The sequence below is a fragment of the Pseudomonas sp. Pseusp18 genome (assembly GCF_059506005.1).
The window spans coordinates 3,154,855-3,167,048 of sequence record NZ_CP169240.1; the positions used below are offsets into that span (position 1 = coordinate 3,154,855).

The following is a 12,194-nucleotide window of genomic DNA, read 5'->3' on the forward strand; positions in this document are numbered from 1 at the left end:
CTACCCTCTCCCACCGAAGTAACACCACCCCACCAGCTACACTCATTCGATACATTTCCGCACCGAGACTTCGACCATGGCGACCAAAACCGCAATCGTATTCGCTGGCGGCGGCAGCTTGGGTGCGGTCCAGGTGGGGATGTTGCGGGCCTTGGTCGAGGTCAATGTTCGATTCGACATGGTGGTTGGCGCTTCGGTAGGCGCAATCAATGGTGCCTACTTTGCCGCAAGGCCCGATTCCGATGGCGTCGAGGCGCTCGCCGGGTTCTGGCGCGGGCTGAGTAAAACGGACATCTTTCCCCTCTCCTGGCTCGATACCTGTAGAGGACTGCTCAAACGGCGTGGTTTTCTGTTGCAGCCGGCGGCCTTGCACCGATTGCTGGGTCAGGCACTGCCCATTCATCGCATTGAGGATGCGGCGCTGCCCCTACACATTGTCACCACCGACCTGCTCAGTGGTGCCGAGACGGTGCTGTCCAGTGGCGAACTTGAGCAGGCGTTACTGGCCAGCGCTGCCATCCCGTTGGTGTTCCCCTGCGTACAAATCGCCGATCGGTTCCTGGTTGACGGCGGCGTGGCAAGCAATACACCTATTTCGACTGCCGTAGCCTTGGGAGCCACCAACGTCGTGGTCATCCCCACCGGGGTGAGTTGCGCCCTGACACAACCGCCCCGAGGCCTGGTCGCCTTGGCCCTGCACACCGTCAATCTGATGAGCATGCGCCAACTGGTGAGCGACATCGAACACTTCCGCACGCTTACCAGCCTGCACATCGTCCCGCCCTTGTGTCCTGTGGATGTCTCGGTGTTCAACTTCGACCAGACCGAGTCTTTGCTGCAGCGTGCCTATGAGCAGACCCTCCGGTGGCTGGAACATGGGGGGCTCGAACGCACCAAGGTACCGGGGGCCCTGACCATCCATTCACATGCCCATGAGCATTGAGAAAAAACATCGGGTGTCACTGGACGAGCAACTTCACCCGATGTAACGGTCGACGGTAATTAGCTACTTTGATGGCTCAACCCATTTCATTGATGCAGACCACTTTGGGCTGTGTCATGTCCTCATAGGCAAACCGGACACCTTCTCGCCCCAGACTTCCGTACTTGAAGCCACCGAAAGGCATGGCATCAAAACGATAATCGGAAGAGTCATTGATCATCACGCCACCGGCTTGAATTTGCCGAGCCAATTTCAAGGCCTTGGAAAGATCACGTGTGAAGAGTCCCGCATGCAAGCTGTACTCCGCAGCGTTGGCCAGAGCAACAGCATCATCCAGGTGGTCAAAAGGCTCCAGGATGACAACCGGCGCGAAGACTTCCTGCTGCCAGATCCGACTGTTATGGCTTACACGCTCCAGCACGGTCGGCGCATAGCTTCCCACTTCACGATGGTGCCCACACAGAAGAACGGCCCCCTCGGCCAGTGCTTCATTTACCAATTGTTCGGTACGACGGGCCGCCTGTTCCGTAATCATCGGGCCTACATCCGTTGCTCGCTGGTCAGGATCCCCCACTACCAAGGCACGCGTTTGGCTGACAAAACGCTCACGGAAGTCCTCATAAATTGAACGATGTACAAGGATGCGTTGAGTACCGATGCAATTCTGCCCTGCTGCCCAAAAGGCGCCAGACACGCAGGACTCAACAGTCGGTTCGATATCGCAATCTTCAAGCACGAGAACCGGGGCATTTCCTCCCAGATCCATCGCTAGCTTCTTCAACCCTGCACTACGAGCAATGGCCTCACCCGTGGCAAAACCGCCCGTAAAGGAAATCATCCGAACTTCGCGAACCTCCACCAATGCTTTACCCAGATCGACGCCTCCGGTCGCCGGGGTTACCACAGACGGAGGCAGACCCGCTTCCACCAGGCACTCAACCAGCTTGAGAGCAGACAACGGTGCGAGCTCTGAGGGCTTCAGGATCACAGCATTACCACCGGCGATGGCCGGGCCAAGTTTATGGGCGACCAGGTTCAGTGGATCGTTGTAGGGAGTGATCGCGACGATAAGCCCCAACGGTTCCCGAGTGAACCAGCCCTGGCGCGATTCGGAGCCTTCATATGCCTCAAATGGAATCACTTCCCCGGCGTTACGACGAGCCTCTTCCGCCGATAGCTTCAGCGTATTCACACAACGCTTCACTTCCTTCTCTGCTTGTCGCAGCGTCTTCCCCGCCTCTGCAACAATGAGTTTGGCAAACGCTTCAGCCTCAAGCTCTACACGCCGGGCCGCCTCCTCAAGGATGCGTGCACGAAGGTGACGAGGCATTGCCGCACTCTCGCGCACGCCGATTCGCGCGCGTTCCAGCAAGCCAGGAACTGCGGTTGCATCGAGGCAAGGGACGCTTCCCACCAGGCGACCATCGAATGGACTGAACACATCAATCTGTTTGGCTTCAACAAGCTGGATACTGGCCATGCTGGATACGCTCATGACTATCTCCTGTTATTTGCCGTGGGCGGTGTGGATGGCGACGATGTCCGACAGCAATGCGAAGGCCGTCTCGATGCGCCCTGCCCCAGGCCCGGAAACCGTAATAGCTCCCAGCAGTTCGGTCTTGAATGACACTGCATTCGTAGCACCGCTGATTCCGGCAAGAGGATGTGAGTTCGACAGTAACCGAGCTTCCACACTCGCTCGAACCGAGCCATCTGCTTCACGATCGGCTGAGCCAATCAGCTTCCAGCTCGCGCCATTGGCACTTGCCTGGGCAATATCTTGCGCGCTGATATTGCTGATACCCGAGCACGCTACATCGCTGACATTCAGTCGTGCGTTGAGCAGTTCGTTGGCCAGGATCACTACCTTGAGGCGTACGTCAAACCCTTCCACATCGGCGGTTGGATCTGCTTCGGCGTAGCCGAGTTGTTGCGCTTGTACGACGGCATCGTTGAACGCCAGGCCGTCTTTCATCCGGGTGAGCACGTAGTTGGAAGTGCCGTTCAGGATGCCTTCGAAGCCTTGCACGTTGGCACCCGCCAGAGCCTGCCTGGCCAGACGAATCACGGGGGTGCCACTCATCACCGCTCCCTCGTATTCGAAGGCGACCTGGTTGCGACGGGCCAACGCCTTGAGCTCGGCACCGTGCAGCGCAATAGGTCCCTTATTGGTGGTCACTACATGAATGCCGCTTTCCAAGGCCCAGCGGCAAAAGGTAGTGGCGGGCTCGCCATCCACCGGATTGGTGAAAGTGGCTTCAGCGATGATGTCTGCACCGGAATGCTTGATCACGGTTTCGTTGAAGGCCTCGGCATTGCCGCCGGGCAGTTGAGCGAATGCGCCCTTCTCAACCGGCAGCGCCACCAACTGCTTTGCATCCAGACCGTCTTTGGCAACGATTGAGCCGAGGAACAGATCGGTGACCCCGACAATTTTAATGGTGAAGCCCAGGGCCTCTTTCCACTCGGCATTACGATCGGCGACCAATTGGGCGAAGCCACGGTTCACGCCACCAAACCCTACCAAGGCAATTTTGTACTCAGTCATAAGCGCTGTTCCTATATTGATGTTGTTCGATAGGAACATCCTAAGAGCCGGGCTTTGGCAGTTGAATATGGCAGAGTGCTGTATTAGTTGAGCGTTTTGCCCACGCACGATGTTGTCAAAACACCGCAGAAAGGACGAACGATGTCACGGTGTTTTCCACCCCCGGCATGGCCGCGATTTCCTTCCACACGAGATGGACGCGTTCAGGTGTGGCGGCATTCACACGCAGCATTAAATCGAACTCACCACTGAGTACTTCACATTGCACCACTTCGGGAATGGAGCGCAGCGCAGTCAGTACTTCTTCGCCACGCATGCGGTCGTAGCGATAGACAAAGATCACCGCGCTGATAAGCGACGTAGGCCGCCGGGACTCGCCGAGAAGTATCGTATAGCCCTGGATCGCACCGTCGCGCTCAAGACGCTCGATGCGCTGGCGCACCGCATTGCGTGACAAGTTGATCTTGGCACCCAGTTCGATATGGGCTATTCGCGCATTGGCGGTAAGTTCGGCCAGTATGCGTTCGTCCAACGGATCTAGAATGCGCTTCATGCAGACCTCTGCTGCGCCAGACGAAGAGCCTGGCACAGACCGTCAAGATCGCCCTTGGCCAGGTACGGTGGTTGCGCGCGCACCTCGACAGTGCTCGGAACGCTTGCTTGCCAGACGCCCAGTTCGGCCAACAGCGCCGCTGACTTGGCCGGCGCAATTTGCCCGAAGGTGACCATCGGCGCACCCAGGCTGCGTCGATGAAGCCTGCCGGCCAGTACACCGACAGCGGTGTGAGGATCGATGGCCGAGCCTGTCTCTCGGAACAGTTCGACTACTTCATCGCGCACCTGGGATTCGTGTACGGCATAGGAATCGAAGAGTACTCGAGCACGTAGCCATTGCTGGTTGCCGATGCTCATTTCTCCGCAACTTTCAAAATGCTCCATCAGTGCTTTTGTTGAGCAGCCATCGTGTTCGTAAACCTCCCAGATAAACCGCTCCAGGTTGGAAAACAACGAGAAGTCCATCGCCGGCGACACGGTTCGATTAGTCATCCGGGTGGAGTAGCGATTGCAATGAAAAAACTGGTGCAGGGCATCATTGCTGTTGGTGGAAATGATCACCTGATTGATCGGTAATCCCATTTTCTGCGCAATGTAACCAGCGTAGATTTCGGCCGAGCTGGCAGCTGGAACGCTAAAACCAACGGGACGTGAGCCACCGCCCAGTTGCAAGGCCGCGTGGAAGTAAAAAACGATCTGGGCCAGGACGCCGATCCAATTGGTCGAGTTGAAACAGACCGGCAACACTCCATCCAACGGCCACTCACGCAAGAGCCGGGAGACCAGCGTCTGGCAATCATCGAAATGACCGTCAACCGGAAACAGCTGAACCCGCTGCGGGTCGGCTGCCTGCAAGGCACTGAGTTGCTCAGGCGCAAGCCCGTCGCGCGGATACAGTATCGCCATGCGGGCGGCCGGGCAGTTAGCAAAGGCTTCAAGCGCCGCGACGCCGGTATCACCGTTAGTTGCACCGACTACCAACGCTTCCCTACCGACCTCTTCCAGAAAATGCTCAACCAGGCGCGACTGCAATTGCGCGGCGAAATCCTTGGAAGAACCGGTCGGGCCATGAAACAGCTGGAGTATCCACTCGTTGTGCCCGATTTGCTCAAGCGGCGTAATAGCGCGGTGCTTGAATTGTTGATAGCTGTCACTGAGCAAGGCACGCAGGGTGCTTTCGTCTATGGAGGAGCCAACAAAAGGCGAAATCACTCGCCAAACCAACTCATCAAACGGCAGCCACGACCAGCTGGCAATTTGTTTCTCGGTGAAGACAGGCAAACTGGCTGGGACATAGAGACCACCATTTTCGGCGAGCCCAGACAGAACCACACTGCGAAAATCAGCACGCATGTCGCCGCCGCGAGTGCTTACATAATCCATGGCAACTCCAAATCAGTTTTACAAAAGGCGATGGGCTTGAGCCACCAGCCAGGTAGAAAAATGTGCGGCATCAGGCGAGAGCACTTCGCTCTGTTCGTGCACCAGATAAAAGGATTCGCTTGCCTCGATTCGGTGATTGAATGGCGCAACCAATTGCCCGTTCTTAAGCAAATCCTCGACCACGGAAGACCGTGCCAGCGCAACGCCCTGCCCCAATTCGGCCATGCGGATCGTGGAAATCAGCGTGTCAAACTGAAGGCCACGGGAGTAGTCGACGTCGTCTGCTCCAACTCGCTTCAACCAGTAACCCCAACCTTCTTCGTACCCCAACACATGAAGGAGTGAATGGTTCATCAAATCGCGAGGCTCATGTATGGGTGAGCTGGCCATGAGCGTTGGGGAGCAAACAGGCTGAAGGATGTCCCAAGTCAATCGCTGAGCGCGCAAGCCCGACCACTCACCGCATCCCCAGCGAATCTCCAGGTCATCCTCGCCGTCCGGTTCTTTCACCCAAATATTGCTGATGTATCGAATATCAATCTGGGGATACTCCCGACAAAAATCTGCGAGTCGGGGGGCCAACCAATAGTGAAGAAAGGAAAGGCTGCCACGCACCTTCAAATGTCTTCGATTGCGCTGGCCGAAAATCTCGTTTGTGCCGACTGCAAGGCGACTGATCGCGTCTTGTACGACAGGCAGATACGACTGCCCTTCCTCGGTCAAGCCAAGTCCTCGAGGTAAGCGCTTGAACAGCGCCACACCGAGGTGACTTTCTAACTGACGGATCTGCTGACTCACAGCCCCTTGAGTCAAATGGAGTTCTTGCGCCGCGTGGGTAAAGTTTAAACAACGCGCCGATACTTCGAATGCCCTCAACCAGTTCAAGGGTGGTAGTGACTTTTGACTCATCGGCGCAACCTCATCAGGGCTTTATCTATGCTCGATCATTGCCTGAAAAACTCACGCGGTGCCAGAGGAATGAACTGCTGCGGCTAAGGCCAACCGCTCTGCTCTCTTGTTTCGAGTGATCCAGTAAACGAAGTAACACCACGCGATAAAGGGCAGGCCGAAGTAAAGCGCCACTCGCTGCTCAGGATCAAAAGCGATACCCACACAGGCCAGCAGACAACACAACAGTGCACCGATAGGCACCCATGGATAGCCGCGTACACGGAAATGCAGGTCTTCAACTCGTCCGCCATTAGCAACGTATTGACGACGGAACGCGATCTGGCTGGCAGCAATGCTCATCCACACGACTACGACCGCCAGACCGGAAATGGACACCAAGGCCAAGTAAACCGTATCAGGGGCAAACACACTGCTGAGCAGAGAAGCCACTGCGCCCGCCATACTAAGCACGATGGCGTTCACCGGTGTGCCACGACTGGAGAGCCTGGCGTAGCGCTTAGGCATATGTCCTTGATCGCTCAATGTCCACAGCATGCGCGATGCTGCATACAGCCCCGAGTTAGCGGCGGAAATCAGTGCCGTGAGAATGACGAAGTTCATAATGTCGGCAGAGTATGGGATGCCAATCAGCTCAAATACCATCACGAACGGACTTTCTACGAGCCCCGCTTGTTCTCGTGGCAGTAACGTCGCAAGGACGAAAATGGTCCCCACGAAGAACAGCGCCAAACGTACCACTGTCGTGCGGATTGCCTTGGGCACGCTAGTTTGTGGATCTTGCGCTTCACCTGCCGCAATCCCGATCAGCTCAGTTCCGGAAAATGCGAATGAAACAGCCAGGAGGGTCATTGCAATGGGTAGAAGTCCGGTGGGGAAAAGCCCCTCACGTGTGAAGTTGGAAAGTCCCGCCCCCTGCAAACTCTGTACTTGAATAAGACCGAAAATTGCCGCTCCGCCAATCGCAATGAATGTGATAACGGTCAGCACCTTAATCAGCGAAAGCCAAAATTCAGTCTCCGCAAACCACCGAACAGAAACAACATTGCTTAAGAAAACGGCGATGGCAAACAGCGCGCTCCAAATCCAGACCGGTGTATCAGGAAACCACCGAACCATCAGTATGCCCGCAGCTGTGAACTCTGAACCGATAGCTACTGCCCAAGTGAGCCAGTAAAGCCAGGCCACTGTATAGCCTGTGCCTGGGCCCAGGTATCGCGTTGCGTAACTACTGAAAGATCCGGTTTCTGGCATCTGTACAGCCAACTCACCGAGACAGACCATGACTAAATACACCATCACTGCACCGATGATGTAAGCAATCACTGCACCGAGCGGCCCTGCCTGATTAACCGTGTAACCGGAGGTAAGGAATAACCCCGTACCGATCACACCGCCCAGTGCCAACATAACGATGTGGCGTGTTTGCATTTCCTTTTTGAAACGCGAGTTTGGGTCGGACTGATGATCTTCAATATGCGTGGACATAGTTTTATTCTCATGAAATGTTCGGACAAACGCCTTATAACTGGCTGTTGGGCAGTACAAATTTGTCGTCGCTGGATTTTATTATTTTCATTCTTCATGAAGGGCTTAAGATGAATCTCGAGCGTCCTGCCCGTATTCAGGTTTCTACCTCAATGAAACGTTGGGCACTATCAGCGTTAAAGCTCGTATCACCATGTTTACCTCGCACTAAAGCGAAAGCTTGTTTTAGGTCAGCCAATAAATCTGCTGAATCTTCAATACCTACGGATATTCGAACCAAACCTTCGGAGATTCCAAGTGCCTGACGTTCTTCCAAGGTATTTTCCACGTGACTGGTCGTCCGAGCCGGCCCATAGATGGTCTCGACAGCGCCCAAATTACCCGCCCGATGCGCGTATCTGAGCAGCGGTAGCAAACGAGTCACTGTGTCCATGCCTCCTTTCAGCACGAAGCTGACGATGGCGCCGAATCCGTTCATTTGCGAACGAGCGATGTCATGACCTGGATGTTGAGGCAACCCCGGATAGTTCACCGACTCAACCAGCGGTTCGGTACAGAGGTACTCGGCCAAAAGCATCGCGCTCGCCTGTTGCTGGCGAAGACGCAGAGCCAGAGTCTTGATGCCTCGGATGATTAGATACGCCGAAAAAGGATCCAGCGAGGCACCATTGATTTCGCGGTAATGGCGAACTTGAGACATCAAATGCTCGGCGCCGCAGACCACACCACCGAGGACATCACCATGACCGGACAGGAATTTGGTCGCGCTGTGCACAACCACATCAACGCCTAAAGCGAGAGGATTCTGATTCAGTGGCGTCGCGAATGTATTGTCCGCAACAACCAAAGCGCCCACTCGCTTCGCCGCTGCCACAAGGCGCCGGATATCAACGATTTTCAGCGTTGGGTTCGTGGGTGTTTCCAGGTACAGGACGCTGCAGCCTTTAGCGATCTCCAGCTCAAGTGCCACAGTGTCGAGCGTATCGCAAAGGGTTACCTCCACACCCATACGTGGAAGGAACTCCTCAAAAATCTTGTTCGTACCACCGTAGCTGTCACGTGTAGATATCACACGCTGCCCATAGGACAGGAAGGTGTGTAGTACACCGCTGATAGCAGCCATTCCGGTACTGAAAGCTACAGCCGACTCTGCGTTTTCGAGCTCACAGAGTTTATCTTCCAAGACGCAGACAGTGGGATTGCTCATCCGGCTGTAAATGAAGCCTGGCTCTTTTCCCAATGCCACGTCATACCATTTATCGATATCGTCATAGCCATAGGCAGCACTGACCACGATGGGTGTCTGCGTGGAATTGTAGGGATGTTGAACCTGCTCTCCTCCCCATACGACTCGAGTCCCCATCCCAATCTCTGAAGCCTGGACGGCGCGTTTCTTATTTTCCATAAAGTTCTCTCGCATCAAGGGAAACACAGCCGTGTTCCAAGTGGGCTTGGGAGGACTATATGGAAAGCTCATGCTTGTGAAAAATCATGATATCCGGGAGTAAGGGGGGCTTTTTTTAATGGCTGGGTACCGGGTGCCCTGACCATCCATTCACATGGCGATGAGCATTGAGTGAAGTAAATTACCGATAACAGATACCCTCTTAGCTGCGCGCCCTTCCCCGCTACACGTGCTGCCATCTGCCATCAATCGAATAGCTTCCCTGACTGCCCGGCAGGCAGCATACGGAGCTGCTAGTGTTAATCCGCATGCCGTCAAAGTCCCAGCAGTCGGGTGGGTGTGAGCCGCCGTTTTGTTCGTGACCGAGTGCTACGCCTGCCGCTGCAGTTCGTTGGCAGTGGTGTAACCCAAGATCTTCCTAATCCATCGAATGGCGCTTAATCCAGGAGAAAAATCATGGCGAAGGTACTGGTTCTCTATTACTCAATGTACGGTCACCTCGAAACGATGGCCGGCGCAGTGGCCGAAGGCGCACGATCCGTACCCGGCGCAGACGTGACGCTCAAGCGTGTCGCTGAAACCATCCCGGCCGAACAGGCAGCAGCCATCGGCGTCAAACTTGACCAGAAGGCACCGGTGGCGACACCTGACGAGCTGGGCAATTACGATGCAATCATCTTTGGTACACCGACGCGCTTCGGCAATATGGCGGGACAGATGCGCACGTTTCTCGACCAGACCGGCGGACTGTGGATGAGCGGCGCGCTGGTCGGGAAAATCGGCAGTGTCTTTGCATCGACCGGCACCCAGCACGGTGGCCAGGAAACCACGATCACCTCGTTCCACAGCACACTCTTGCATCAAGGGATGGTCATCGTGGGTGTGCCTTACACCTGCGCGGGGCTGACCAACATGAGCGAGATCACCGGCGGTACGCCCTATGGCGCGACCACCCTGGCAGGCGCCGACGGTAAACGGCAACCGTCACAAAATGAACTGGATATCGCGCGTTTCCAGGGTAAACACGTTGCTGAGCTTGCAATAAAGATCGCGGGTTAACGCAAGCACCTAAAATGGCTTGGGCGGCGTTAGCCGCCCTGCCAATGCTGCCGCACCGATAAAGATCACAAGCAGGCTTAACTGAATTGACTGCTATGCATTCCCTGCAGGTGCCGCCCGCTCCGGCTGACCATGCTGACTCGCGGTCACAAGGCCGATGAAGGAAATCACCAGCGCCAGGACCATGGTCGAAGAAACCTCCAGGCGGTGTTCCGGTGTCACCATCATCACTGCCAGCGCGGCACAGATGAAAACGATGACCAACCAGGTGAGCCAGGGAAACAACCACATCTGGAAGCTCAGCTCAACGTTTCGACGGCGCAATATTTTGCGCATACGCAACTGCGATACCGCAATCACCAAGTACACCAGCAATGCAATCGCCCCAGAGCTGGCAAGCAAAAACTGGAACAAGCCTGCGGGCATGAAGTAGCTGAACAACGTCACAGCGGCACCGAGCACCGTACTGGCGATCACGGCAGCCCTTGGCACGCCCGCCGACGATGTCACTTTCAGCAGCTTCGGTGCATCGCCTCTGCGGCCAAGCGAAAACAACATGCGCGACGAAATATAAATCGATGAATTCATGCAGCTGGCCACGGCGATCAGCACTACTACATCGACCATGAACTTGGCATGGGGAATGTTCATCAGTTCCAGAGCCCGTTGGTAAGACCCCACCGACGCCAACAACGGATCATTCCAGGGCACAACGGAAAGGACCACAAAAATGGACAGCAGGTAAAACACGCCGATTCGCCAGATCACTGAGCGAGTAGCTTTAGCGATGTTCTGCGCCGGATTATTGGATTCGGCCGCAGCGATGGTCACTGCTTCCGTGCCAATAAAACTGAACATGATGGTGATGAACGCCCCCACTACCGCTGACAAGCCGTTGGGCGCAAATCCTCCATGCTCCTCCATGAGTCGACTCAAGCCGCTGGCTTCGCGCTCGGGAATCCAGCCCATCAACACGGCAAAACCAAGGCCGATAAAACCGATGATCGCCACGACCTTTGCCATCGCGAACCAAAACTCGAATTCACCGTATTTGGACACACTGAACAGGTTGGTCACGACTAACAAAATGATCGACACCAAGGCAAACAGCCAGGTATCGATCTGAGGAAACCATTGGTTCAATACATGCCCGGCAGCCAGCGCCTCAATCGGTATCACCAGCACCCAGAACCACCAGTAGAGCCAACCGATGGTGAAGCCGGCCCATCGTCCGATAGCTTGGTCGGCGTAGGTTGAAAAAGAACCGGTGTCCGGGTTGGCAACCGCCATCTCGCCTAGCATGCGCATAACCAGAACGACCAAAAGGCCGGAGAACAGGTATGCAAGCAAAACCGCCGGCCCGGCAGCAGCGATAGCGTGGCCCGAGCCAACAAACAAACCCGCGCCAATAATGCCGGCTATAGAAAGCATTGTGACGTGTCGCGGCTTGAAACCCTGCGCTAACTGACCGTTCGAATCTTTTGAATTCAGGCTATCCATTATTTTTTTGTTCTCTGGTGATCGACGTTAGAGCGTACTGACTGAGTGTCAGGGTCTTCCTGTTGCCGCTACTCGAAAGCGGCGTACCTCAAACGCTCCTGAGCGTCTAAATCGGCAATCACGACGACATACCGCCATGAAATGACGCGTCACCTTACGCGTCTTGTCTTGAAAACAAATAGCCTGAGTGCGCCACGTACGAGTCTGATTTCGACATGCATTGCTGACTGCTGCGGATACACAGCGGCATCGCGCGCTGTCAGAGCAAGCGCCAACAAACTGTTACTTTTTTGAAACACCCCTCCAACCGCTAATCAGTTAGTCCGGTTTTTTGACACATCCCCGATATGTGGTCATAACTTTTGCACTCCGCTGGGTCAAAACACGGTGGTTGTCGATGGAAT

Annotated in this window: 10 protein-coding genes; 2 read left to right on the plus strand and 8 right to left on the minus strand. The window is 55.3% G+C overall.

Going from position 1 to position 12,194, the window contains the following annotated elements; translation table 11 throughout:
- Positions 1 to 76 precede the first annotated feature (76 nt).
- Positions 77 to 943: a patatin-like phospholipase family protein gene (locus ACEN9A_RS14205; protein WP_258674092.1), complete on the plus strand. Its 867-nt coding sequence runs from the start codon at positions 77 to 79 to the stop codon at positions 941 to 943.
- Between the two features lie 76 nt (positions 944 to 1,019).
- On the opposite strand, the gene ACEN9A_RS14210 is transcribed toward ACEN9A_RS14205, so the two are convergent.
- The 7 genes from ACEN9A_RS14210 to ACEN9A_RS14240 form a co-directional block, all read right to left on the minus strand.
- Positions 1,020 to 2,438, minus strand: coding sequence for an aldehyde dehydrogenase family protein (locus ACEN9A_RS14210; RefSeq protein WP_258674093.1), 1,419 nt, complete (start codon positions 2,436 to 2,438; stop codon positions 1,020 to 1,022).
- Positions 2,439 to 2,450: 12 nt separating this feature from the next.
- On the minus strand, positions 2,451 to 3,491 hold the full coding sequence (locus ACEN9A_RS14215) for a homoserine dehydrogenase (RefSeq protein ID WP_258674181.1): 1,041 nt from the start codon (positions 3,489 to 3,491) through the stop codon (positions 2,451 to 2,453).
- A gap of 115 nt (positions 3,492 to 3,606) precedes the next feature.
- A complete protein-coding gene (locus ACEN9A_RS14220; protein ID WP_019649830.1) occupies positions 3,607 to 4,044 on the minus strand; it encodes an Lrp/AsnC family transcriptional regulator in 438 nt (145 codons plus the stop codon).
- Positions 4,041 to 5,429, minus strand: a complete 1,389-nt coding sequence (gene thrC / locus ACEN9A_RS14225) for a threonine synthase (RefSeq protein ID WP_258674094.1) — start codon at positions 5,427 to 5,429, stop codon at positions 4,041 to 4,043. The genes ACEN9A_RS14220 and thrC overlap by 4 nt, the downstream gene beginning before the upstream one ends.
- Positions 5,430 to 5,447: 18 nt before the next feature.
- A complete protein-coding gene (locus tag ACEN9A_RS14230) occupies positions 5,448 to 6,338 on the minus strand; it encodes a LysR substrate-binding domain-containing protein (RefSeq protein ID WP_258674095.1) in 891 nt (296 codons plus the stop codon).
- A gap of 51 nt (positions 6,339 to 6,389) precedes the next feature.
- Positions 6,390 to 7,826 carry an amino acid permease gene (locus ACEN9A_RS14235; protein ID WP_413386299.1) on the minus strand — a complete coding sequence of 479 codons (1,437 nt, stop codon included), beginning with the start codon at positions 7,824 to 7,826 and terminating at the stop codon, positions 6,390 to 6,392.
- A gap of 136 nt (positions 7,827 to 7,962) precedes the next feature.
- Positions 7,963 to 9,231: a cystathionine gamma-synthase family protein gene (locus ACEN9A_RS14240; protein WP_258674096.1), complete on the minus strand. Its 1,269-nt coding sequence runs from the start codon at positions 9,229 to 9,231 to the stop codon at positions 7,963 to 7,965.
- Positions 9,232 to 9,687: 456 nt separating this feature from the next.
- On the opposite strand from ACEN9A_RS14240, the gene wrbA reads away from it, so the two are divergent.
- The gene (gene wrbA / locus ACEN9A_RS14245) at positions 9,688 to 10,290 is read left to right on the plus strand and encodes an NAD(P)H:quinone oxidoreductase (RefSeq protein ID WP_007938311.1); all 603 of its coding nucleotides are present in this window, start codon (positions 9,688 to 9,690) and stop codon (positions 10,288 to 10,290) included.
- Positions 10,291 to 10,383: 93 nt separating this feature from the next.
- Here wrbA and gabP read toward each other — a convergent pair whose 3' ends face one another.
- Entirely contained in the window at positions 10,384 to 11,790 is a 1,407-nt protein-coding gene (gene gabP / locus ACEN9A_RS14250) for a GABA permease (RefSeq protein WP_258674097.1), read from the minus strand.
- Positions 11,791 to 12,194 lie beyond the last annotated feature (404 nt).